The sequence below is a fragment of the Oceanobacillus salinisoli genome (assembly GCF_009733865.1).
Taxonomy (GTDB): domain Bacteria; phylum Bacillota; class Bacilli; order Bacillales; family Amphibacillaceae; genus Oceanobacillus; species Oceanobacillus salinisoli.
Window position 1 is genome coordinate 101,952 of sequence record NZ_WOFB01000015.1, and the last position, 23,653, is coordinate 125,604.

Here is a 23,653-nt window from a genome sequence, read left to right on the forward strand (position 1 = left end):
CCCTATATATAAAAGTTATTAAATAGCATCTAACATTTGAAATTGTGATTTAACTAAATGATAATATTTCCCCTGTTTATTCATTAATTGGACATGGTTGCCATTTTCTAAAACCTTTCCATTCTCCAATACAAAAATATTATCTGCTTCCCTAATGGTTGACAAACGATGGGCGATGATGATGGATGTTCTTCCATTGAGCAGCTTTTTAAGTGCTTTTTGAATCTTTATTTCGGATTCGGTATCAATACTAGCTGTTGCCTCGTCAAGGATAATAATACTTGGATTTGCAAGCAATGCCCTTGTAAAGGAGAGAAGCTGTCTTTCACCCGCAGATAAAATATTCCCTCTTTCTTCTACCTCTGTCATATAGCCGTTACTTAAACGACTAATAAAATCATCCGCACCAACCACTTTTGCCGCTTCCATGACTTCTTCATCTGTTGCATCTGGTCTGCCAAACCGTATATTTTCCATAATGGTTCCTGAGAAAATAAAAGTATCCTGCAGTACTACACTAATCTTACTGCGCAGGCTATCTAAACTTACATCTCTCAGGTCGATTCCATCAATTTTAACCTTTCCTTTCGTCGGATCATAAAACCGGCTAATTAAATTGGCAATAGTGGATTTACCGCTGCCTGTATGACCAACTAACGCAATGGTTTGCCCTTCTTTCATTTCCAGTGAAACTTTTTGCAGCGCAACCCGTTTACTATCATAGGAAAATTCCACCTTATCAAATTCGATATGACCTCTCATTTCACTGAATGTATATGGATTGGTTTTCTCTTTGACATTTGGCTGCTCATCCATAAACTCAAAAATACGTTCTGATGAGGCCATCGCCATTAACAATTGATTATAACTTTGACCCAGTCTGGAAATTGGTTCCCAAAACATCCCCAGAAAAAATGCAAACGATACAAACGTACCAATCGCTATACCACCATTTTCTTCCCCTAATAAAATTAAATATGCACCATAAGCCAATAGGATAATGGTACCAACTGCGTCACTCAAATCCACCAAAGGACGAAATGCAGCACTTTTCTTTGCAGCATTTCGAAAGCTATGGAAATACCCTGAATTAACACCCTCAAAAAATTCCGCATTTTCTTTTTCCTGTGAGAAAGATTGAGTAATTCGCATTCCCTGCAGGCTTTCATTTAAATGTGAGTTTAAGCGTGACTGATGTAACCGAACCTCTTGCCATGAACGACGAATATTCCTTCTAAGTTTCGTTGATATATAAAACATAATCGGAATAACAACTACTACCGCCAAGGCTAGCTGTGGACTTAATGCGAATAAAATAACGATAATTCCGACTAAGGTAACCATATCCATCAGCAAATTGATAATACCATTTGTAAATAGCTCCTGTAATGAGTTAACGTCATTTAAAATTCGAACGAGGATTGACCCTGCGGAACGTGTATCAAAAAAACGATGTGACAGCCGTTGCACATGGGAAAATAAATACTGACGTAAATCGTAAATGACGTTTTGCCCCAATATGTTTACCCATTTTATACGAAAGCTATTAGCCAAATAATTTAATAAATATAAAACACCTATCCCAATAACTAAGTAAGTTAATAATGTGGTGTCTCTATCCATTATCGCTACATCTATTGCCACTTTTCCGACCAAAATTGGAACGGTTAGTCTGACAATGGTAGAAATGACCATCGCAATAATTGCACCAGGAAGGTATGTTTTAGCATATAGTTTTAAATATTGAAGAAGCCTGAGCATTTGTTTCCAGTTAAATGGTTTTTCAATTGCAGTATCAACCGTATAATGGAATCGTTTTAAATGCCTGCTTTCTTTTTTTGCATTCGAATTAGCCATAGATGGGCTCCCCCTTATAGATTTCCTGCGGGTTTCATGATTTCTTCCCGGTCCTGATATTGAATATTATAGATAGTTTCGTAAAGACCCTGGTTTTGAAGCAATGCTTCATGAGTCCCCCGCTCCACAATTTCCCCTTGATCCAATACCAAAATCTCATCCGCGTGTTTTAACGAAGAAATACGGTGAGCAATGATAAATGATGTTCTCCCTTTCATCACTTCCTTTAATGCTCGTTGTATTTTAAATTCCGTCTCCATGTCAACCGCACTAGTTGCATCATCCAAAATTAAAATACTGGGATTAATACAAATTGCTCTAGCTATCGCAATCCGCTGCTTTTGCCCTCCTGACAATCCCATGCCACGTTCACCAAGCATCGTTTGATAACCATTTGGCATATTTATAATAAAATCATGTGCTTGTGCTCGTTTGGCCGCATCAATAATTTGCTCATCAGTCACATCAGGGTTCCCGTATGCAATATTTTCCCTGATTGAAGTAGAAAACAGGAACGGTTCTTGCAATACGAATCCAACATGTTTGCGAAGGGTTTTTATATTGAATTCCGAGACAGATTTCCCGTCAATTAGTACTTCACCTTTTTCCGGTTCATAGAAGCGCGTAATTAATTGAGTAATGCTTGTTTTTCCTGAACCTGTTGCTCCCATTAATCCGATGACCTTACCTTGTGGTGCATCAAAGCTTATGTTTTTCAGTGCTGCATCATCATCTTCTGTGTAGGTTAGGGTGACATCCTTAAACGTTACGTGACCATATATTGGGACATCCAGTGCATTTTCTTTTTCTGCAATATCTTCTTTTGCTTCCAGAATTTCAAGGAGGCGCTCCCCAGATGCTTTTGCCTGTGAAAATTGGTTAATAACAAATCCAAAGTTTTGAAGCGGCCCCAAAATATACCAAACCAAACTAAAAAATGCTACCAGTTCACCTAATGCTAGTTGATTATTCATAACAAGAAATCCGCCATAAGCCAGTAAAACAACGACACAAATATTCCCGATAAACTCCATGATTGGAAAATACTTCGCCCATATTTTAGAAGTATCTATATATTTTTGTTTGTAATCATGATTGCTTTTTGAGAATCGATTGATTTCAAAATCTTCTCTTGATAAGGATTTTACAGTGTTTATCCCACTGACATTTTCCTGTATACGGGTGTTCAATCTTCCCATTGATTTCCTTACACTTCTAAACGCTGGATGGACTCTTCTGTCAAACTGAAATACTACAACAGCTAAAAATGGAATTGCAAACATGGTAACAAAGGCAAGCGGAATAGAATAATAAAACATTACACTTAAACTGATAATTATTAATGAAATGATTCGTATAAGTTCTGCAAAGCCCGCTGATAGAAAGAATCGAAATCCTTCTACATCAGAAGTCAAACGGGACATAATGTCACCTGTCTTTGCATTGTCATAAAATTTAAATGCTAATGACTGCAGTTTGTCATACAATGCCTCACGCAGTTTATAAACGGCTGTCATCCCAAATAAATCTCCTAAATATTGAAAAGAAAATGTAGAAATTCCTTTCAGTATCATTAATGCAAGAAAAACAAAAGATATATATGGTATTAATTCATACCTGTCCTGTAAAACAACCTCATCTATGGTAATTTGCAAAAAAATCGGATATACAACCGTGATTGCTGTAACAGAAAGCAAAAAGAACAATGACCAAAATAAGTATCTTTTATGCGGCCAGTAAAAGCGTTTTAATTTTTTAAACGTATTCAAAAGCATTTCCCTCCCCAGGATAACCTTTTCATAAATACTAATATAACGGTTTCCGAAATAAATTACCATACCTTTTAAGGAATTTTTTTAATTTTTTCTATGGTCAGAACAAAAGAAAAACTAACTGACCTTACATGCTAAGAACACGACACCTGTCGGAAAGCCTGTACTCCCCCCATCCATTTTTAAGCTGAAAATTTATATTTTCCTAAAGTACAAAAAGAAACAGACTCCATAATTAAGAGTCTGTTTCTTTGCTGCTACTTGTAGTTAAGATAATTTCTCATTAACCATTTGAACGATATCTTGTGCTTCAAACCCATGGGCATTAATCACAGAAGCGTCCGTACTGGTATCAGCCATACCCATTACATCTTTATCCTGTCCAGAAATAATACAGCAATCACATCCATTTACATCTTCTTCTGTTCTAAGATCAACGACTTCATGACCCATCTCCATTAATGCTGCTTTAACATCTGTAAGTGTTCCTTCAACTCCAATACGTGCCATACGTATTTCCTCCTCTACATATGAAAATTTACATATGTAGTTTCACCCAAAACTTTCAAAATATGCAAAAACCTATTTAGCAAGCACATCAATCATACGAGTAGCTGCTTTGACACCGACTTCTAGTGCATCTTCCTTAGGATTTAAACTAGCATGATGCAAACCATACTCCGAATCTACCCCGAGCCAAAACATAAACCCGGGTATTTCTTTTAGAAAATATCCGAAGTCTTCTCCAGTCATAGCAGTATTCGCACGCTTAAACTGGATTCCTTCCTGATTGACAGTTCTTTCAAAAAGATCAACATATTCTTTCTTATTGTATACTTGATAATAATTAGATCCATAGTCAATAGAAATGGAGCAATCATAACTGGTTTCAAATCCTTTAATCAGCTTATCCAGTCGATCCTTTACCGTTTCTATCGTATTCGGGTCAAGCGTTCGAATTGTTCCTTCCAATCTAGCTGTTTCTGCAATGGCATTCTGTACAAAACCACTTTCCATCTTGCCTATTGTTACAACAGCGCTCTCCAATGGATCAATCGCTCGAGAAACAATTTGCTGAAGCTGAACGACAAAGCTACTTGCAGCAACGGTCATATCATGTGTTAAATGCGGATAAGCTGCATGGCCGCCAAGTCCTTTAAAATCCAAAAACAATTCACTTGTATTAGCAAATAAAGTACCTTCCTTGCTTGAGACCGTCCCCACTGGGAGTTCCGGAGCAATATGCAAGGCAAAAATCACATCTGGCTTCCATTTCTGAAACTCTTCCGATTGAAGCATCGGGAGTGCACCGCCAGGCCCTTCCTCTGCTGGCTGAAAAATGAACAATAAGTGATCAGTAATTGGATTCTCAATAAAATACTGCATGGTCCCAAGAGCAATGGTCATATGAAAATCATGTCCACAAGCATGCATCCTACCTTGATGTGTAGATTGAAAGGAATAGCCGGTTTGCTCAGTAATGGGCAAACCATCTATATCTGCACGATAACCGATAGTCTTCTTTGGTTCTGTACCATTAATTCGAACTAAGATTCCAGTTTTCCAAGTTTGTACCTCAACACGTTCGGATTTTATTTCATTTATCCTGTCCAATAAATACTGTTGTGTTTTAATTTCATGAAATCCCAGTTCTGGTATCAGATGTAGATCTCTTCTAATATTTTTTAAATGTGTTGTATCCATAAAAATCGCCTGCTTAATTATCTAATTTACGTAATTCCTGTTTAATCTCTGTTTTCGATTTAGTTTGCTCGTCGATTTCCTTTAGTACTTTTGCTGGAGTTCCACCAACAAGGGTATATGGTGCTACATCCTGTGTGACAATGGCACCTGCAGCAACAATTGCTCCCTTACCAATTGTAACTCCTTCTAATACAACTACATTTGCACCTATCACAACATCGTCCTCTACAATAACAGGTTTAGCTGATGGTGGTTCAATTACTCCTGCAAGCACTGTTCCTGCACCGATATGGCAATTTTTCCCAACGGTAGCTCGTCCACCTAGGACCGCGTTCATATCAATCATAGTCCCTTCCCCAATAACAGAACCAATATTGATGGAAGCTCCCATCATGATAACCGCACCGTCCCCTATTTCTACTTGATCGCGAATAATGGCACCAGGCTCAATTCTTGCATTTATTCCTTTTAGATCAAGCAATGGAATGGCTGAATTTCTTCTGTCATTCTCTACCACATAATCTTGAATCACTTGTTTATTTGTTTCTAAGAAGGATTGAATATCCTTCCATTCACCGAATAATACACCACTTTTGTTCTCAACAAAAGCTTGAATCGTATCTTCTATTTGTAATGAACTTAATTCTTCACCTTTTATGTATACCTTTACAGGTGTAGACTTTTTACTGTTTGAAATAAAACTGATAATTTCATTTGCATCCATCATTCCCATTTTTAAATCCTCCTAAAACTTTTTCTCTTCTACTTTATCAGACGAAAATTTTACTGGCAATATTTTTAATAAAAACATCCCTATTTATACATTTACTTTTATAAAAGGCGTTTTTTAGCAAACGATGATTACCTGAAATTTTAATTCATATTTTATATAAACTTCGGACTAACTTTAAATGATGTTGGAGCACCAACTTACCGCTATGGAAATACACTACGACTTCCGCGGGTGACCATAAAGAAGCACATGTCGACCGTTGTGCAAAATATCAACACAACGGGTGCACATACAACCAGTGTATGCGGGATATCAACCATTAGAGGGCATTATCACTCGTGTTTAGACTTTAGCAGCGAGGGTACGTCTTCTTCGATCCCTTGCGCCGAGGAATTCTATTACGAAGCGTTACTAGAAGACTTGCGGCGCGCCGGTTTTCCGAGAGGAGAGTTTTAGGTCGTGCCCACGAACCGCAAGTATTCTGCCGGAGCGAGAATGCTTGCACGCTATCATCATTAGAACAAGCGAGATCATCACGATAGGAATTTTCATTAGTCCAGAGTTTATATCAATTCCACATCAACAAACTTTGCGAAAGGAGCCTTATGAAAAAAAGAAGGGAGTACTTAAGCCCCCTTTCTTTCGTTTTAAAGTGTATAATTACTTTTTAAATAACTTGGATGTATAAATTTCTTTTTTTAACTGCTTTAAAACTGCCCTTCTCGTTAAAATACCTTCAAAATAATCATACTCATCTACAACGCAGACAAATGCATGATCAATCATAGCATTTAAAGCATCCAATAAATGATTTTGTTTCTTCAGAGAAAGTATTTTCGAATTCATGACATCTTTTACTCGCATTTCAGAGAGCTTTTCTATTTCAAAACGTTCTATACCTAATATTTGATTTAGAATGACAGTTTTTCCTATAACTCCAGCTAATTTATATGATGAATCTAAAACCGGAACAGCTGAATAACCTGATTTAACTAATACTAATAATGCATGTTCCAAAGGATTATTTACTTGTACATGTGCAACTTTTTCAGAAGGAATCATCAACTCATCCACATAAATATCTGACAGCTTTCTATCTTCTTGTAACATACTCATACATAAACTCCCCTTCTTTAAAATCATTTAAATAAATCGTATACGCTCGTTCCCCATAATGAAACGAGAGTTCTATTTGTATTTGCTACCTCCATATATATTTTTACTTCACCAATCTCTCATTGCTGTAAACATTTTTTTACCCTTTTTAAACAAAAAATAAAATGTATGCGTTTTCTTTTCTGTTAATTAGTTTATCACATTATTGCTGAATACACATCCCGGTTCCTTTCAAATCCCCTTTTAGTCACTCATGTTATGACGTGAACATATGATTTATATTATATTGTTACCAGAGGGAGAAACATGGTAGTTTAAGACATACGAAATAAATGGGGGGGGATTTTTAGGACACCTCTTCATATAAGGTGCGTGTCTTCTTGAATATCCTTTATAATCAAGTTAATTGGAATAGATATTATTTTAATATAGAGGGAAGAAGCACTCTTGAAATAAACAATACATCATATTTTGAGTATAAATATTATTGGGGTTGATTTCCTTTGAGTGAAGTTTATAATCAGGAAAAATGTGCACCTGCCCTTCTAGGATGACACACTCCATTTCATCGTTTACAATAAAACTATTGCTTGAAATTATTTTGCTACTGTAATTTTATACAAAAATTATTAAAAAGTCAAATATTTCAATCTATTTCATCCCCAATCATACTGAACTAAAATTTAGAGAGGTTTTTATATGAATAGACGTTCCTTTATCAAAAGGGGGTTGGGAAGTGTTTTAGCTATACTTGGTTTCACTGGTGGAGGATACTATTACGCAAGAGATGTGGAACCAGGCCTGCTGAAAATCCAACAAGAAGTGATCCGTTCTAATAAGATTCCCCAATCATTTAATGATTTTAAAATCGTACAATATTCTGATACACACATTGGTTTTCACTATACTATCGATCAACTCCATGGACTTATTAATAAAATAAATGCCTTAGAGCCTGATGTTATTGTTTTTACTGGTGACCTTGTTGATAAGCCGAATCAGTACAACCAGTTTTCACATTTACAGGAGAAACTGTCATTACTGAACGCTCCTTACGGGAAATATTGGGTATATGGAAACCATGATCATGGTGGTTATGGAACTGAAATTATAAAGGACGTGATGGAGAAGGCCAATTTTGTTTTATTGCAAAATAGTCATTCCACCATAACAAAAAACGCTGATCGTCTCGTTTTGGCAGGAATTGATGATCTCATGTTAGGGAAACCAGATATAGAAATGGCTTTAAACCACGTAAACCCGGACTTATTTACAATACTGCTCGCACACGAACCTGATTATGTTGAGGAAGCTATTCACTACCCTATCGATGTACAATTATCAGGACACAGTCATGGTGGGCAAGTTCGATTACCATTTATTGGACATTTGTATACACCGGCTTTTGCCGAAAAGTATGTACAAGGAAAATATATGTTCAAAGATAATTCATTTTCACTATATGTGAATAGCGGAATCGGTACAACTCGCCTCCCCTACCGGTTCCTTTGCAAACCGGAAATTCATGCTTATATGTTGAAAAGCAATAAATAGCAGGGGTCCGGATTTAATGTCGGATTTTCTTGCTATTTTATTTTGTCACAAAGAATTCACAACATTTTTACGGTTTTTTTGATAATAAATTACGGCAAATGTTATACTATAACTAGTTTTTTTTATTCATACATAAGACATACATATTTCATCAGAAAAGGAGAGGAGATGGAATGAGGTTCTTGAAATTTAGCACACTAGGACTCTTCCTGCTCTTAGCAGCATGTGGTGGATATCCAATCGATACAACCATGTCTGAACAAGTAGTTGATTTTGAGTTTACCACACAAGATAATGAAACATTAAGTCTTGGTGACCTAGAAGGAGAATGGTGGATAGCTGACTTTATTTTCACAAATTGTACAACGGTCTGTCTTCCGATGACTCATAATATGTCTGTATTACAATCCAGACTGGAAGAAGAAAATCTCGATGCACAGCTTGTATCTTTTAGCGTAGATCCAGATTATGATACACCAGAAGTGTTAAAAGAATATGGCGAAAGTTATGATGCAGACTTTTCAAATTGGACTTTTTTAACAGGATACGAATTTGAAACAATTAAAGAGTTATCCATTAAATCATTTAAAAACCTTGTAGCAGAGCCTCCTGAGGGTTCCGATCAAGTTACTCATGGCACAAGCTTTTTCCTAGTGAGTCCAGAGGGAGAAGTTATTAAAAATTACAGTGGTGTTGACTCTAGTCAATTGGATTCGATAGTGTCCGATTTGAAAAAGGTCAACTAGTTTTATGCAAAACCACAAGATATACTTAGCAATATGAAAGAAGAACAGACATTTTGTTCTTCTTTTTCTCTTGCACAGGGACAAGCTTTGCGATACGATAGATTTAATAGAAAGTTACAGACTTGAGAGGAGGGCAACTAAAAATGGAACAGCATAAAGTCTCTTTAGCAGATTTAGCTAAAGCACTATATACCATAAATCGTCATGCTAAAACAGCTCCAGAACCTAAGCACTTATATTTTATTAAAAAAGAAACGATTAATAAACTATTAAAAGAAAAAAGAGCAAGAAAGGTCGGGCTCCATTTTTCTAATCATCCAAAATTCAGTAATCAGCACTCCACTTTATTAGTTAAAGTTGACGATTATTATTTTCATATCCCCCCAACAAAGGAAGACTTCAAAGAACTTGAGCATTTAGGTACACTTGATCAAAATTATCGGAATCCTCAAACAAAGATGTCTTTATCAAAAGCAAAAAAAATCGTTTACAACTACATTAATTGGAAGCCGGAGAAGAAACAGCACTCTATAAAAAGAAGATACACTTCTTCCTACTATACACCTTCATCCCTCGGGAAAATGGAATGGCCACCAACTCATAAGCACAGAAAGTTTTAATTCATAAACAGTACATGAGAAAAACCCGGTATTCACCTCCTATTCGAATGCCGTTCGTTTTTCTTGTGCTTGGCTGCACAGTCGACTTTTAAAACATCGTTGCTAAGATTTCACCCTTTCCTAACGTCGTTAAAACTTAGGCAACGTCTTAGGATTTCCAACTATCCTCCCCGTTGTTATGTCTTTCCAATCAACCTTCGTACACTATAGTATAAAATCAATACGCCGCCAAACATAGCCAACGACTGCAGCATCAGTTTTAATATTATTAATAATATCTCACTTAAATCCGATATGAATATACCCATAACTAAAAATATGATAAGTAGTACTAACGTGCTAATCACATAGCTTAATAATCTTGTAGACTGTAAAGCGACAAACCATTGAACAAAAGGATGGATAATAATAAAAGATATAACTGCTCCGAGAGTTATTAAAATGAAATAAAAATGTTCTCTTTCCAGACCTAATGCAGCAAGATGTGAAAATTTTATAAAGCTAACGAAGGAATTTGCCATACTTCACCCCGCCCTTCATCATTTACATTTAATAAAGAAAGTTCAAAATGTCTTGTAAAAAGCGACACATCGTGATAGTTGATTTTCCTATGACTGCCCCCTACTTGGGAGTTTGCACCACCTCGAACTGTTCGGTCCTTTTCACCCTCTTTTTTAACATGGATTTATATTTATTTTTTCCCGAAATGAAGAAAACTATACGGATTCTTATCACTTATTTTTCACTTTTGTTATAATTTCCATAGGAGTGAGCCAGTTAAGGAAAATAGCTACATAGCAAACAAGAAAGGATGGGTAGTTGTTTTGAATAAAGCTTTTATCTATATTATCGTTGGGGCAGCATTATGGGGAACTATTGGATGGTATGTAAAACATCTATACGAATTTGGATTTACACCAATGGAAGTAGTTACATTAAGAGTCTTCACAGCTGCCGTACTTTTAGTGCTCTATATGATTACTATTTCTCCAAAAAAAATGAAACTACATAGAATAACAGATATAAGATATTTTTTGGGTACTGGAATTCTTAGTATCACCTTTTTTAATTTTTGTTTATTTACAGCTATGGATATTTCAACAATCCCGGTTGCAACCGCATTATTGTACACTGCACCTGCCATCGTAACCATTTTATCATACTTTCTTTTTAACGAGTCATTTACCAGAAACAAACTACTCGCACTTATCATTACGATTTTTGGAACTTGTTTAGTTGTTGGTCTCGTGCCATTGAACTTAGGAATACTCAGTTTCGGTACTATATTATTCGGCCTGGGGTCTGCACTAGGGTATGCATTGTATAGTATATTCAGTAAATATGCATTAAAGCATTATTCTAGTCTAACTATAACCACATACACATTCATTGTAGCGGCTGGAGCATTATTACCCTTTTTTCCATTTGTGGAAAAATTCGATATACTATTCCGTCCGACTGTTCTTCTGTATGCGTTTGGATTAGGATTTTTGCCAACTGCTGCCGCCTATATCATTTATACTTATGGGCTGCAAAAGACCGAAGCATCGAAAGCATCCATTTTATCAACGATTGAACCAGTTGTAGCAACTATAATTGGAATTTCTATTTTTAAAGAACCATTTAGCACGATCCAAATGATTGGCATGATTTGTATCATTTCTGCAGTAATTATATTACAGAGAAAACGACCGATAAAAAGAAATTTAAACGTGGACAGACGATCTAGCTAAATCTATATATACATGAAAAAGCAAGAATGATAATATATCATTCCTGCCTCTGCGAAAAAGTTTATATTTACTGAATCTGTTTATGTTTAGATTTTTTTAATAAATCTTTATGTTTCTTCTCTAATCGCATTTCTATTTGTTGTATACTTCTTTCATCATCTAAAAGTTCTTGTTTATTTTGTTTAACTAATTGCTCAAAGTTTAATGTTTTTGGTCTCATATGTTACACTCCTTATTATGTTCTAATATTATTATACCCTATTTTTCACATTTTTAAATCAAAATTATTTGAACATTTTATTAAAATTCAATAATTCATGAAAAGGTGGTTTTTTTCCAAATGGATCATTTACTTAATAAAAAGGTTAAAAACATAGAAATATCAGGAATTCGTAAATTTTTTAATATGGTGCAAGGGGAACAGGACGTCATTTCTTTAACGATTGGTCAACCGGATTTCCACACACCGGAATACGTAAAAAATGCTGCTCAGGAAGCAATATTTGAGAATAAGACAACATATACTGAAAATGCAGGGATATTAGAATTAAGAAGAGCTATATCTGCTTTTTACGAGAATAATTATGAAGTAAGTTATAACCCGGAAAGTGAAATCATCGTTACAACAGGTGCATCACAAGCAATCGATATTGTGTTTCGAACCATTTTATCACCTGATGATGAAGTCATTTTACCAGGACCTATTTACCCGGGTTATGAACCATTAATCAAACTGGCAGGAGCAAAAGTAGTACATGCCGATACGACAAATAGTGGATTTAAATTAACAAAAGAAACACTGATGGAAAATTTAACGGAAAATACGAAGTGTGTTGTATTGCCCTATCCCTCTAATCCTACTGGTGCTTCCTTTTCAAAGAACGAACTGGAAGACCTTGTGACTATTTTAAGGGACAAGGAAATCTTTATACTAGCTGATGAAATATACAGTGAACTCATCTTTGACCTTAAACATACTTCTATTGCGAGTTTGAATGGAATGAAAGATAAAACGATTGTAATTAATGGTTTATCCAAATCACATTCAATGACTGGATTCCGAATTGGATACGTACTCGCTCCGAAATGGATTACAGAACACATGATTAAAGTACATCAATACAATGTTTCCTGTGCCTCATCCATTAGCCAATATGCTGCACTAAAAGCTTTAACTGGTCAATCGGACGAAACGAAAAAGATGCGTAACGAATATAAAATCAGAAGGGATTATGTATTTGAACGATTGATAAATATGGGGTTAGAAGTTAACAAACCAGAAGGTGCCTTCTATTTCTTCCCAAAATTTCCAATTGAGGAGATGACTTCCTTTGATTTAGGGTTAGATTTAGTTCGTAAAGAAAAAGTTGCTTTAGTGCCCGGCAGCAGTTTTTCTAAATTAGGGGAAAAATATATGCGACTGTCCTATGCTTATGATATAAGTACCATTAAAGAAGGACTAAATCGTATAGAAGGTTACTTACAAAAAGATTATTTAAAATAATATATACACTTTGCTATCCTTTTATATTTTTCTCCTTTATGTTTTCATAAAGATTTAATAGTCGATCTAATTCCTGGCTAATAGCAACAGATTCTAAATCGGTATATCCTTTACTTATAGCAATATTGGACATTTTTTTTCTTAGATATTCAATTCTTGTTAAAATATTATCTGCAGCACTCATTGTCTTAGATACAAAGCCTCCTTTTTTAATTTCTTTTATACTGTAGCATAGGCCATTGGTTATTGACAAGCTTTTCTTTCTATTTAATTTATTCAGTAAATTAAATCCGCCGTTATTTTGCGAATATAATTATCGATTCCTTCGAATGACTGTGCTACTATTAATAATATACTGATACGGGAAGGAATGTCAGTTTTGGCAGAAGCAAAAGAAAAACAGAAAAACGAATGGATGGAATGGTTGAAAGCCATTATCATTGCTATACTAATCGCACTATTTTTACGTACATTTATTTTCGCTACCTCCATTGTAGAGGGGGAAAGTATGGACCCAACTCTAGAAGATGGAGAGAGAGTTATTTTTAACAAATTAGTATATTTAATTGATGAACCAGAACGTGGTGATATTGTTATTATCCAAAGACCAGCTAAAAACTATGTAAAGAGAGTAATTGGGCTTCCTGGAGAAACAATTGAAATTAAAAATGGAGAATTATACATTGATGGTGACAGATATGTCCAAACGTTTTTAACAGAAGAAGCAATACATCAAACTAATAACTTTGGCCCAGTAACGATTCCAGAAGACAATTATTTTGTGATGGGAGACAATCGTGCAATTAGTAAAGACAGCAGAAATGGACTGGGCTTAATTTTAGAGAGTGAGATCATCGGGAAATCAGAAATTATTATATACCCTATCAATGAATGGGAAAGAACGAGGTAATAGGAAAGTGGCGTCATATGCGTGGTTAACTTTAAAGATAGAAAGGGTCTTGTCATTCTGGGCCCTTTCTATCTTTTCGTATTATTTTTCACTATCTAATACGGAATACCCGATGTTTAGTGCAAGGATTCCAAAACAAACAATCCCAAAAATGATTTCCAATTCTTCCAAAATACTGCACCCCTTTCAAAATATCTGTAAACCATCATATCATATTACTTATTCTTTCTTTATCATATACCATTACTACACACTAAATAAAGTAATAATATGTTAAAATATATACTAATTAATGTGCGTGTTCAAAAAGAAGGATGAAAAGGACCGAGAAGTTCGAGGCGACGAAGCTTTGAGTAGCGGGATTGCGCGCGTGTGTGGTGACTTCGACGTTCGACACAGGACGTGTCGGTACTTAGTCGAAGGTCCCCTTTCGATGTGTCCTTTTCACCGGACTTTTTGAACATCCTCTTAAAGAGTTTTATTACTATAAATGGAGGTGAAATCATGCATTATTGCCCCTACTGCGGTACAGCAGTACGTGAAGACGAATACTATTGTGTTCAATGTGGAAAAAAATTACCTTCTGATATAGATGCACGATTTAAAAAGAAAAAACAAATTAATAAGTATTGGCTTCTTCCTCTTGCTGCCACTGTAATCATCATTGCACTTATTGGGCTTTCCCAGCTAATTTTACAAAATAAAACCGCACAGGCCAAGGAACTGTACACTGAGGGGGAGCAAGAACTATTGGATGGTAACTATGATCAGGCTATTCAATCATTGGAAAAAGCGTTGGAGCATAAAAAAGGATTTAAACAGGCTTCCATTACACTGGATTATATTTATCAGGCTATGGATACGGAAAAAACAGTTCAACATGCAGAAGAATTAGCTGGTAATAAACAATTTCAAGACGCCCTTTCCCTTTTAAATCAAGTAGAAAACGAGTTGAACCACTATAATGGACAAGCTGTTAATCAACTGATTGACGATATTAAAAGTAAGCATGATTCGATAAAGATTGAACAGTTATATGATGAGTTAGATCAGGAACCGAATATTGACGAACTAAAAATTCTCTTATGGGATGCAGAGTCTATTGGGAAAGACGCCGAAGAAATTACAGATACTATACGGAACGAAATCATTGATTATTCTTTTTCAAAAGCGAGTGAACTTATAAGCGAAAAACAATTCACAGAGGCTTATCTGTTTGTTGAAGATGCACTAAAATATGCACCAGACTCCGAGAAATTAAACAGCTTAAAAACCACCATTGACAAAGAAAGAACAACCTTTGAAACTGCGCAGCAGCAAAGGATTGAGCAAGCCATGAATATAGCACAAGCGGACCAGGAATTAAATGAGACAAATGCGATAGAACTAACTTCTTCCGGGATTGAAATAGATAACAATGGAAATTTAGTTGTCAAGGGTGAAGTAGAAAGCGTTGCGACCATTCCTATTCACTCTATTTTAGTAGAGTACTCTCTTCTGGGAGATAACGAGAAGGAAATACTGTCAAACGAGGTATTTGTCTATCCAGATACACTCTATCCTGATGAAAGCGGAAAATTTGAATTCACCCACTACGATTTAAACGTAAAGAAGGAACAGATGAAGCTTAAAGTTGACAAAATAACATGGTATACCGATTAAGGCATCCAAAGAGGTGAGCCAAGATGCAAAAAAGATACCCTCCTATTATAGTTACCACCATCATCGTAATCATTGGTATTATTGCAATAATTATGGTTTATAACAAATGGAGTGTACAAGAAATTACAATGAATAACCCTGTCGTAAGTAAGGTCACAGCAGATGATGACAGATTAAATTTAAAATCGATTATTCATGAAGCAGAAAAAAGCGTTATTCAAATTGAAGGTCAAAATGAATTCAGTTCCATAACGGGATCGGGATTTCTTTATAACAATAAAGGAGATATTATAACGAATGCTCATGTTATCCAAAATGCTGATGTCATTAATGTTCGGACCGCAAATGCTAGACTTTATCCTGCTGCTGTAGTAGGTGTTAGTGATGAGATTGATATTGCTGTTATTCGAGTACCACAATTAGCAAGTGAAAATTCTTTACCGATTCAAAAAGAAGACTTTGCTGATATAGGTGACGAAGTGATTGCACTGGGAAGTCCGCACGGCTTTCAAAATACGGTTACGCTCGGAATTATTTCAGGTACGGACAGAAATTTCTCAGTGGATGGTTTTGATTATTCCAATGTATACCAGATTTCCGCTCAAATCACCCACGGAAATAGCGGTGGTCCGCTAATAAAACGGGAAACTGGAGAAATCATTGGAATCAATTCGGTTGGCACACAGGATGGTACAATTGGTTTTAGCATCCCTATTGTTGAGGTAATTGATCAAATTGAACAATGGTCAAATGAAGCGCAAAATGATCAATTGCACTTTTATAGTACTTCAGACATCATTGATACACAAAAGCCAGACCTTTTTATTGAAGATGCAGAATACCTGGTAAATTACTTCCTGGACAGTATTGCAATCCGAGATTATATTAATGCCTACACCCTATTAGGCAGTTCCCTGCAACAGGAAACATCCTATGCAGATTTTCGCGATATATATGTAAACATAATTGGTATTGATTACTCTAATACAGATAGTACTGCAATCGATGATGATTACATTCAAACCGACATAGAAATTACAGTAGAAAAAAGACAGGAAAAAGATCAGGAAACAGTAACAGAGACGTTCCCACTAAGTTTTGACATTGGATATGAAAATGACCAATTAAAAATCCTTAAAATTAGAGAACTGGATCATTAATAGATTAAATGGTTTTACCTTCATCCACCGACTGTTAGAACTACAAAGGCCATAACATAAGGCCCTAAACAAAATCAGATGTTTGCTGGTTGTTTATCCCATGATAAAATGCCATTCAGTTTTTGGATGGCATTTTTCATGTTAGAAAAAAATCGCATTTGCCTCGTCTTTTAGGGAATGTCGAAGTTTCCTTTATACTTGTACTTAGCACCCTAAAATTTTACTGCGTGGATAACTATATCACCAATTTTTTCACTTCCTAACATGCAAATGAATCATTATCACGATACTGGGCCAAACGTCCAAACACTTTAAGTTACGCTACATATTGTATTATTGAAACATTTTGGGAGGTGAAAGCATGGGCTATTGTGGAGGCTACGGATACGGCTATGGCGGCTATGGCTATGGCGCAAACTTTGCGTTAATTGTTGTGCTTTTCATTCTTTTAATTATTGTAGGCGCAGCATTTTATTATTAAATGAATGCAAATAGCTTGTGCTATGAGCTCATAGCACAAGCTATTTTTATGAAGGAATCTTCCATAGTGCGGATTTACGGACAGTTAAGCACGTGATAAAGATGTCAGTAAAAAAGAACATTCAGCAGATGGCAATGGTTTACTAAAATAAAAACCTTGTATTTCATCACATTTTTCACTTTCCAAAAACTGTACTTGTTCCTCTGTTTCGACACCTTCCGCGATAACTTTCATATTTAATGAGTGTGACATCCTTATAATGGATTTTACAATTGCCTTATTATGATAAGGATTTTCATTCATGAACATCTTGTCAATCTTTAATTTATTTACTGGAAAAAGGCTTAAATATTTAAGCGAAGAATAACCTGTACCAAAATCATCAATGGAGACTTGTACCCCTAACTCACGAAGCCCTTTCAACGTTTCTAAGATTGATTCTTCATTGGACATGGCCATACTTTCTGTTATTTCCAAATCCAGGTATTTTGGAGCCAAATTTGCTTCCATTAATATATCCTTTACTTTTTCCACTAAATGTTTCTGATGAAATTGCCTTGCAGACAAATTGACACTTACCGTAATTGGGGAAAAACCTTGATCCTGCCATTGCTTATTTTGCCTGCAAGCCTCTTTTATTACCCAATCTCCAATATCGATAATCAATCCTGTTTTTTCAGCTAACGGAATAAACTCCAACGGCGAAATGTATCCTAATTTAGGATGTTTCCAGCGTAGCAATGCTTCCATTCCAATTAATTTATTCGTATGGATGCTTTTCTGTGGTTGATAATGCAGTTCAAACTGCCCTTCTTTTAGAGCCTTTCGCAAATTATTTTCCATAAATAGCATCTTTTTAAAATTTTCCGAGATGGATCGATCAAATAAACGATAATTGTTCCGATTCTCTCCTTTAATCGCATACATTGCTGAATCGGCATGTTTCATTAAATCGATTGGAGTTAGACCGTTCTCTGGAAATATACTAATTCCAATACTAACCGAAACATAAATTTCGTTCCCATCGATATTAATAGGTTTTTCAAATTCTTTAATCAGTTTTTTTGCTAAGTTTTCTGCTTCATCCTTATCCGACAAGGTGTTTTTTAAGATAATAAACTCATCTCCACCATTTCTTGCTATAAACGTATCAATCTGCAGAAATGATTTAAAACGAGCACCACATGCTTTTAGTAGCTTATTCCCGAATGTATATCCAAAGGTATCATTGATTTCCTTAAAATGATTTAAATCAATGAAAAATACAGCAAGTAATCCATCATTTTTTTTAGCGGTTGTGATCGCCTCTGACAACATTTTCATAAAAAAATTCTGATTCGGCAAATCTGTTGTTTCATCATAATAGGCCATATATTCCACTCTTTTTTCATTCTCTCTCTTCTTGGTAATGTCCTCTATTCCATTCATAATTAAACAAAATACTGTTTCTGTAATCTTTACCGTTTTTACTTCTATCAGCCTAGGGGGGGTACTCTTCAGTTCTACAAGCGTTCGACCTGCTTTGGGATTGGTTACAAATGGAAAATCAATATATGCTCCAATCGACTGATGTAAATCCCCTGTATTCAATAATCGAAATGCTTTTTCATTCCCTTTTATAATTACTTTCTCCGTATTTACAAAAAGAATAGCATCACTTAAATTGGATAGTACCTGCTCTGTAAAAGGCAGTTCAATTACTTTATCTGACATATAAATTCCCCCCTCGTCCCCCATTAACCAATAATAATTTTTTCTTTTGGATAATGAAAATTACCATTTTTAGTATTTGACTTAAATATTAATAAAAATGTTAAAATACCTATCCTGCCAATGAACATTAAAATCATAAGAATGACTTTACTTGTCGTACTTAAGTCTGCAGTGATTCCCAGAGATAAACCAACCGTTCCAAATGCTGAGGTTACTTCAAATAAAACTTCCATAAACGAAAATGGCTCTAACCTGGATATGGACAGGATAGAAATAAACAATATAAAACCCGCCATTAAAGTCACTGTAACGGCTTTTGCCAAATCTTCTTCATAAATTTCCCTGTTGAAAATTCGAATGTTATTCTTCCCGCGGGCATATGTAATAATATAAATGACGACTAACGCAAATGTTGTTGTCCTTATTCCACCTCCAGCACTGCTTGGCGAAGCTCCAATAAACATCAATAAGGACATAAAAAGATGATTTTCTTCTGTAAGTTGATTGACATCCATCGTGGAAAGTCCACCACTTCTTGTTGTTACAGATTGGAATAGCGAATAAAAGAAGGACTCATGCCAACTCTTGCCTGAAAAAAAGTAATTCCTGTCTAATAGAAAAATACCTATTGCTCCTACCACAACTAAAATAAAGAATGTAAGTGATGTTACCTTCGTAAATAAACTAAACCTCTGTGTTCTTCTAAAATCTTTTTTAACAAAGATATATTCCTTTACTTCAATTAGTACCGGAAAACCTATCGCTCCGAAAATAATAAGTAAAATATTGATAAATTGAACAAAGTAATCATGACTAAACGGCTTTAATGATTCACCAGTGATATCAAATCCACCATTTGTAATGGCACTGATTGTTCCAAAGAATCCATGGAGATAGGCTTCTCTTGCTGTTTGAAAATATTGCAGAAAGTAAGTTCCAAGCACAAGAAATCCAATCATTTCGATTATCAGCAGGACATATATAATTTGTTTAATAAGACGAACCATTCCCTGGAAACTGGTTTGATTCTGATCCGTCATAATTAACCGTCTTTCTTTTAAACCTATTTTCTTTCCAATTAACAGCCATATTAATGTTCCAATTGCCATGACACCTACTGCGCCAAATTGCAAAATAATGGCCAAAATAATAATGCCAGTTGTATTCAATGTATCTGCAACGGTTATCGTACTAAGCCCTGTCACACTCACCGCACTAACTGCAGTAAATAAAATGTCAATAAACGGAATGTCTACTCCGTCTTTATGTGCTGCCGGTAAAGAAAGCAGTACAGTCGCAATGGTTACAGCAAGGATATAAAAAATAAATAAAATTTGAACTGGTGATAACTTATTCACCCATTTAACTTTTGAATAATATAATTTCATGATGAACTCCTAATATGTTGTTAGCCTACTTGGTTGTTACAGGTTAGATTTTAACACAAATGACTGTATTACTGTGTGTTAAGCTTTTCAAAACGATGATTCTTATGTTCCGCTCTTATTATCAATCTCCCCTTTAAATAATACATTTATGTCCGTTCCAATATCATTAATCCCAATAATACTTGATTTAAACACTACAGGGTCATTTTCTGTTTTAGTTATCTTAACTTGTATCATCAATTCATTTTCTTCCTTCAGTTTTTCAAAAAACGCTTTACATTGCTTGCTCACATAAGCTTCGATTAACCACTGATTTGGATATAAATCATCTTCTCTGTTAATAATCAACCCATCCAATAAAGGAATATCCTGCTGTCTTTCATCCACACTTAAAATTTTTAGCATGATTAACTTAAATGTCTTCACACCGATTCATCTCCAAACTTTTTATAACTTACTTAATTAGAGTCTACCAAAAAAATAAGCTGAAAAACATACGAATTGTTTATAGAAACTGTTATTATATTAATATAAGCATCGTATCTGATATTATTGTATAATTTATCTGTTTCTAACAACAAATTATATAGGAGCGTTTTTTTATGAAAAAGCGATTGGCTTTAATCATATTTGTAATACTTCTGTCCGGATGTTCGGAAACAACAGATCAGCCGGTCATTGAAAAAGCAGAAGATACACAATATATGGAACAGACGGAACCAGTGATTGTGGAAGAGGTTATTGATGAAGAAGAAATGAATGAATTTATTGAATTTCAAGTTGACGAGGAAATATTAAGATTAAATTTGAAAGCAGTACCAATATTAAATGAATATTTATCTGGAGTTAATAATCTTTCTCAAGCAGTAAAACAAATGGGAATTGAAAAATTGCCTATTGAAGGACAGGAGATTTACTTGATCGAGTTTTCATGTACGAACGATTTATGCTCTTACTTACTAATTAACCAGGAAAAAGACAAGCAATCTTATCTTGTTGCAGACTTAGCCAAATTTGAAAATGTATTTCCATCACCTAGTGAAACAAACATTATTTTGCAGTTTAGTCGAACAGTATCCACACACTTTCCGCTCGTACACCACATTATTGTAGTTAATGTAGAGTCCTGGTCCACTCTGCCATTAGAAAATGAAATGAGCGACACTGATATTTTACATTATACATGGCCGTTTCAAACGATTGAGTGGATGGATGAGGAAAATATATCCATTACCATACCTGATACAGTCAATTTAAATGATGAGAACACTGCTGCATTAGATGAAACCGAGCTAAATAAAACAACAACAATAAAATTACATGTTCAACAAAACAAATAAAGGAGCTTATAAAATGAACAAGACTATTGATACCATTTTAAGTCATCGTTCCATTCGGAAATTTAAAGAAGAAAAATTAACAACAGAACAAATACATCTGCTGGTTAAAGCCGCACAACAAGCATCCACCTCCAGTTATGTCATGGCATATACTATAATCGGTATAAATGGCATGGAAACGAAAGAAGAATTAAGAAATATCTCCGGTCATCCACATGTTACAAATAATGGGCATTTATTTATCTTTTGCGCTGACCTGCATCGTGTCCAGCTAATTTGTTCAGAGAAGGAAAAACAGCAAATGCAGGAGAGCATTGAAAGCACAGAACAATTCATTGTTAGTACAATTGACGCTGCCTTAGCTGCACAAAACTTATCGATAGCAGCTGAATCTATGGGGCTTGGCATCTGCTATCTTGGGAGTATGCGAAATGATATCCATCGAGTAAATGATTTGCTGCACCTTCCAGAACATGTCGTTCCTCTATTCGGTTTAGCTGTTGGTTATCCTGATCAGGAACCAGAAATCAAACCTCGCTTTCCATTAGATGTAGTTTATCATGAAAATAAATATACAGAAGACGTAGAACAGCGGAAATTCCTTGCCGATTTTGATGAGGAACTAAAAGAATATTATCAAAACCGTTCTGAAAACCGACGTATAGATACTTGGAAAGAACAAATGATTCGAAAGTATAAAAAAGCACAACGTATGGATGTTTCAACGTTTGTCCAAAATAAAAAGCTTAATCGACGGTAATGATATTTTAGCGTAAATGGCTGGGACAAAATGGATTAGCTAAAGAAAAATCCGAACTAAAAATTCAACATTCTTCAGTTAGAATTATAGTTCGGTTTTTTTCTTTTTACACGTTAGGAAAGTATAAAATTTTAACATGAAGAGGATTCGATGTAGTTAAAATTTTAATGTACCAAGTATAAGAAAAACTAACACATTCGCTTAAGGACGAGCGAATGCGAGTTTTTCTAATAAGGCCCTTGTGACATAATCTTCTTTATCGTGAAATCATTCGCTTTTCGAACAGAGTGTTTTTAGTAATGTCCCCCCCCTAATTGAACATTAATTCTTCTACATGTTCAATATTAACCAGTTCTCCATTTGCAAGGAATCTTGCTTTGACATATAAATTACTTTCCCCTGTTTCTGATATTGGTACAGTAACAGATTCCTGATAATAAATATTCCCAGTTCGCATCATCTTAGAGACTAAACTTCCTGTAAAATCATGGTTTTTTTCATGTAACGAAAAAGAGACTAACGGCGTTTGGTGCTGTACCTCTATGGTTTGCTCTCCTATGTACTGCAGGGAGTGGTGCACCTCTACCCCACTAGTAGCCCTTTCCACTTTCATATGCAAAATAAAATCATCCACTTTTTTTTCAGCTACCTTTTCCTCATCTAATCTAGGTGTACTGTCCTGATTAGATATAAACAGAAAGCCTGTTAATACTAAACCTGCCCCAAATAACGTAAAAATCATTTTTTTCAATCTCGATTCCTCCCAAAAAATCCCTATATATAAGACGAAGGAACCCCTTCAAATGTTTCAAAATTTTTATATTTTTATTTTGATTTTTTTACATCCGTGGAAACGAGTCACAAGGAAAATAATAGTAGTATATTTTGCCCTCATACATC

General features: G+C 35.1%; 24 protein-coding genes. 11 read left to right on the plus strand and 13 right to left on the minus strand.

Translation table 11 applies throughout. From position 1 onward, the window contains the following. Positions 1–18: 18 nt before the first annotated feature. The 6 genes from GMJ66_RS11595 to cbpB form a co-directional block, all read right to left on the minus strand. A complete protein-coding gene (locus GMJ66_RS11595) occupies positions 19–1,857 on the minus strand; it encodes an ABC transporter ATP-binding protein (protein ID WP_156290483.1) in 1,839 nt (612 codons plus the stop codon). Between the two features lie 14 nt (positions 1,858–1,871). Next, positions 1,872–3,626 carry an ABC transporter ATP-binding protein gene (locus tag GMJ66_RS11600; RefSeq protein WP_156290484.1) on the minus strand — a complete coding sequence of 585 codons (1,755 nt, stop codon included), beginning with the start codon at positions 3,624–3,626 and terminating at the stop codon, positions 1,872–1,874. Between the two features lie 270 nt (positions 3,627–3,896). Continuing rightward, positions 3,897–4,139 (minus strand): YkuS family protein, encoded by a 243-nt coding sequence (locus tag GMJ66_RS11605; RefSeq protein ID WP_156290485.1) that lies wholly within the window; start codon positions 4,137–4,139, stop codon positions 3,897–3,899. Between the two features lie 72 nt (positions 4,140–4,211). After that, positions 4,212–5,333, minus strand: coding sequence for an N-acetyldiaminopimelate deacetylase (locus tag GMJ66_RS11610; RefSeq protein WP_156290486.1), 1,122 nt, complete (start codon positions 5,331–5,333; stop codon positions 4,212–4,214). A gap of 13 nt (positions 5,334–5,346) precedes the next feature. Further along, positions 5,347–6,066 (minus strand): 2,3,4,5-tetrahydropyridine-2,6-dicarboxylate N-acetyltransferase, encoded by a 720-nt coding sequence (dapD, locus tag GMJ66_RS11615; protein WP_156290487.1) that lies wholly within the window; start codon positions 6,064–6,066, stop codon positions 5,347–5,349. A gap of 660 nt (positions 6,067–6,726) precedes the next feature. After that, a complete protein-coding gene (gene cbpB / locus GMJ66_RS11620) occupies positions 6,727–7,182 on the minus strand; it encodes a cyclic-di-AMP-binding protein CbpB (RefSeq protein WP_156290488.1) in 456 nt (151 codons plus the stop codon). 699 nt (positions 7,183–7,881) lie between these two features. On the opposite strand from cbpB, the gene GMJ66_RS11625 reads away from it, so the two are divergent. The 3 genes from GMJ66_RS11625 to GMJ66_RS11635 all read left to right on the plus strand — a co-directional run bounded on the left by GMJ66_RS11625 (position 7,882) and on the right by GMJ66_RS11635 (position 10,102). Beyond that, positions 7,882–8,736 carry a metallophosphoesterase gene (locus GMJ66_RS11625; RefSeq protein WP_156290489.1) on the plus strand — a complete coding sequence of 285 codons (855 nt, stop codon included), beginning with the start codon at positions 7,882–7,884 and terminating at the stop codon, positions 8,734–8,736. Between the two features lie 173 nt (positions 8,737–8,909). Beyond that, on the plus strand, positions 8,910–9,482 hold the full coding sequence (locus GMJ66_RS11630; protein ID WP_156290490.1) for an SCO family protein: 573 nt from the start codon (positions 8,910–8,912) through the stop codon (positions 9,480–9,482). Between the two features lie 143 nt (positions 9,483–9,625). After that, positions 9,626–10,102 carry a YkyB family protein gene (locus GMJ66_RS11635; protein WP_156290491.1) on the plus strand — a complete coding sequence of 159 codons (477 nt, stop codon included), beginning with the start codon at positions 9,626–9,628 and terminating at the stop codon, positions 10,100–10,102. Positions 10,103–10,278: 176 nt separating this feature from the next. Here the strand turns inward: GMJ66_RS11635 and GMJ66_RS11640 are convergent, their stop codons facing one another. Beyond that, positions 10,279–10,623 (minus strand): hypothetical protein, encoded by a 345-nt coding sequence (locus GMJ66_RS11640; protein ID WP_156290492.1) that lies wholly within the window; start codon positions 10,621–10,623, stop codon positions 10,279–10,281. 303 nt (positions 10,624–10,926) lie between these two features. Between GMJ66_RS11640 and GMJ66_RS11645 the strand changes: the two genes are divergently transcribed. After that, complete coding sequence (locus GMJ66_RS11645) at positions 10,927–11,835, plus strand: DMT family transporter (RefSeq protein ID WP_156290493.1); 909 nt, start codon at positions 10,927–10,929, stop codon at positions 11,833–11,835. Between the two features lie 67 nt (positions 11,836–11,902). Here GMJ66_RS11645 and GMJ66_RS11650 read toward each other — a convergent pair whose 3' ends face one another. Beyond that, positions 11,903–12,055, minus strand: coding sequence for an FbpB family small basic protein (locus GMJ66_RS11650; RefSeq protein WP_156290494.1), 153 nt, complete (start codon positions 12,053–12,055; stop codon positions 11,903–11,905). A gap of 120 nt (positions 12,056–12,175) precedes the next feature. Here GMJ66_RS11650 and GMJ66_RS11655 point away from each other — a divergent pair, with 120 nt between their 5' ends. Beyond that, positions 12,176–13,339 carry an aminotransferase A gene (locus GMJ66_RS11655; protein ID WP_156290495.1) on the plus strand — a complete coding sequence of 388 codons (1,164 nt, stop codon included), beginning with the start codon at positions 12,176–12,178 and terminating at the stop codon, positions 13,337–13,339. A 13-nt stretch (positions 13,340–13,352) separates the two neighbouring features. Here GMJ66_RS11655 and GMJ66_RS11660 read toward each other — a convergent pair whose 3' ends face one another. After that, positions 13,353–13,592, minus strand: coding sequence for an aspartyl-phosphate phosphatase Spo0E family protein (locus tag GMJ66_RS11660; protein WP_231514907.1), 240 nt, complete (start codon positions 13,590–13,592; stop codon positions 13,353–13,355). Between the two features lie 162 nt (positions 13,593–13,754). Here GMJ66_RS11660 and lepB point away from each other — a divergent pair, with 162 nt between their 5' ends. The 4 genes from lepB (at position 13,755) to GMJ66_RS11680 (ending at position 17,552) form a co-directional block, all read left to right on the plus strand. Then, a complete protein-coding gene (gene lepB / locus GMJ66_RS11665) occupies positions 13,755–14,249 on the plus strand; it encodes a signal peptidase I (RefSeq protein WP_407939232.1) in 495 nt (164 codons plus the stop codon). A gap of 504 nt (positions 14,250–14,753) precedes the next feature. Continuing rightward, on the plus strand, positions 14,754–15,911 hold the full coding sequence (locus GMJ66_RS11670) for a zinc-ribbon domain-containing protein (RefSeq protein WP_156290497.1): 1,158 nt from the start codon (positions 14,754–14,756) through the stop codon (positions 15,909–15,911). 23 nt (positions 15,912–15,934) lie between these two features. Further along, positions 15,935–17,071 carry a S1C family serine protease gene (locus GMJ66_RS11675; RefSeq protein ID WP_156290498.1) on the plus strand — a complete coding sequence of 379 codons (1,137 nt, stop codon included), beginning with the start codon at positions 15,935–15,937 and terminating at the stop codon, positions 17,069–17,071. 361 nt (positions 17,072–17,432) lie between these two features. Next, positions 17,433–17,552 carry a YjcZ family sporulation protein gene (locus GMJ66_RS11680; protein ID WP_156290499.1) on the plus strand — a complete coding sequence of 40 codons (120 nt, stop codon included), beginning with the start codon at positions 17,433–17,435 and terminating at the stop codon, positions 17,550–17,552. An 84-nt stretch (positions 17,553–17,636) separates the two neighbouring features. On the opposite strand, the gene GMJ66_RS11685 is transcribed toward GMJ66_RS11680, so the two are convergent. The 3 genes from GMJ66_RS11685 to GMJ66_RS11695 form a co-directional block, all read right to left on the minus strand. Beyond that, entirely contained in the window at positions 17,637–19,265 is a 1,629-nt protein-coding gene (locus GMJ66_RS11685) for a putative bifunctional diguanylate cyclase/phosphodiesterase (RefSeq protein WP_197046676.1), read from the minus strand. A 23-nt stretch (positions 19,266–19,288) separates the two neighbouring features. Further along, positions 19,289–20,653 (minus strand): TrkH family potassium uptake protein, encoded by a 1,365-nt coding sequence (locus tag GMJ66_RS11690; RefSeq protein ID WP_156290501.1) that lies wholly within the window; start codon positions 20,651–20,653, stop codon positions 19,289–19,291. Positions 20,654–20,755: 102 nt separating this feature from the next. Further along, positions 20,756–21,079, minus strand: a complete 324-nt coding sequence (locus GMJ66_RS11695; protein WP_156290502.1) for a YwpF family protein — start codon at positions 21,077–21,079, stop codon at positions 20,756–20,758. A 176-nt stretch (positions 21,080–21,255) separates the two neighbouring features. Here GMJ66_RS11695 and GMJ66_RS11700 point away from each other — a divergent pair, with 176 nt between their 5' ends. Beyond that, positions 21,256–21,993, plus strand: a complete 738-nt coding sequence (locus GMJ66_RS11700; protein WP_156290503.1) for a hypothetical protein — start codon at positions 21,256–21,258, stop codon at positions 21,991–21,993. Between the two features lie 13 nt (positions 21,994–22,006). Next, positions 22,007–22,753: an oxygen-insensitive NADPH nitroreductase gene (gene nfsA, locus GMJ66_RS11705; RefSeq protein WP_156290504.1), complete on the plus strand. Its 747-nt coding sequence runs from the start codon at positions 22,007–22,009 to the stop codon at positions 22,751–22,753. A gap of 310 nt (positions 22,754–23,063) precedes the next feature. Here the strand turns inward: nfsA and GMJ66_RS11710 are convergent, their stop codons facing one another. Then, the gene (locus GMJ66_RS11710) at positions 23,064–23,504 is read right to left on the minus strand and encodes a hypothetical protein (protein WP_156290505.1); all 441 of its coding nucleotides are present in this window, start codon (positions 23,502–23,504) and stop codon (positions 23,064–23,066) included. Between the last annotated feature and the right edge of the window lie 149 nt (positions 23,505–23,653).

Bases quoted from the DNA above. Each gene is read 5' to 3' on its own strand.
- GMJ66_RS11650 (WP_156290494.1), bottom strand. From the start codon at position 12,055: ATGAGACCAAAAACATTAAACTTTGAGCAATTAGTTAAACAAAATAAA.
- GMJ66_RS11595 (WP_156290483.1), bottom strand. From the start codon at position 1,857: ATGGCTAATTCGAATGCAAAAAAAGAAAGCAGGCATTTAAAACGATTC.
- GMJ66_RS11700 (WP_156290503.1), top strand. From the start codon at position 21,256: ATGAAAAAGCGATTGGCTTTAATCATATTTGTAATACTTCTGTCCGGA.
- cbpB (WP_156290488.1), bottom strand. From the start codon at position 7,182: ATGAGTATGTTACAAGAAGATAGAAAGCTGTCAGATATTTATGTGGAT.
- GMJ66_RS11690 (WP_156290501.1), bottom strand. From the start codon at position 20,653: ATGAAATTATATTATTCAAAAGTTAAATGGGTGAATAAGTTATCACCA.
- GMJ66_RS11685 (WP_197046676.1), bottom strand. From the start codon at position 19,265: ATGTCAGATAAAGTAATTGAACTGCCTTTTACAGAGCAGGTACTATCC.
- GMJ66_RS11630 (WP_156290490.1), top strand. From the start codon at position 8,910: ATGAGGTTCTTGAAATTTAGCACACTAGGACTCTTCCTGCTCTTAGCA.
- GMJ66_RS11640 (WP_156290492.1), bottom strand. From the start codon at position 10,623: ATGGCAAATTCCTTCGTTAGCTTTATAAAATTTTCACATCTTGCTGCA.
- GMJ66_RS11675 (WP_156290498.1), top strand. From the start codon at position 15,935: ATGCAAAAAAGATACCCTCCTATTATAGTTACCACCATCATCGTAATC.
- nfsA (WP_156290504.1), top strand. From the start codon at position 22,007: ATGAACAAGACTATTGATACCATTTTAAGTCATCGTTCCATTCGGAAA.
- GMJ66_RS11605 (WP_156290485.1), bottom strand. From the start codon at position 4,139: ATGGCACGTATTGGAGTTGAAGGAACACTTACAGATGTTAAAGCAGCA.
- GMJ66_RS11680 (WP_156290499.1), top strand. From the start codon at position 17,433: ATGGGCTATTGTGGAGGCTACGGATACGGCTATGGCGGCTATGGCTAT.
- GMJ66_RS11670 (WP_156290497.1), top strand. From the start codon at position 14,754: ATGCATTATTGCCCCTACTGCGGTACAGCAGTACGTGAAGACGAATAC.
- GMJ66_RS11610 (WP_156290486.1), bottom strand. From the start codon at position 5,333: ATGGATACAACACATTTAAAAAATATTAGAAGAGATCTACATCTGATA.
- GMJ66_RS11635 (WP_156290491.1), top strand. From the start codon at position 9,626: ATGGAACAGCATAAAGTCTCTTTAGCAGATTTAGCTAAAGCACTATAT.
- GMJ66_RS11655 (WP_156290495.1), top strand. From the start codon at position 12,176: ATGGATCATTTACTTAATAAAAAGGTTAAAAACATAGAAATATCAGGA.
- dapD (WP_156290487.1), bottom strand. From the start codon at position 6,066: ATGGGAATGATGGATGCAAATGAAATTATCAGTTTTATTTCAAACAGT.
- lepB (WP_407939232.1), top strand. From the start codon at position 13,755: ATGGAATGGTTGAAAGCCATTATCATTGCTATACTAATCGCACTATTT.
- GMJ66_RS11625 (WP_156290489.1), top strand. From the start codon at position 7,882: ATGAATAGACGTTCCTTTATCAAAAGGGGGTTGGGAAGTGTTTTAGCT.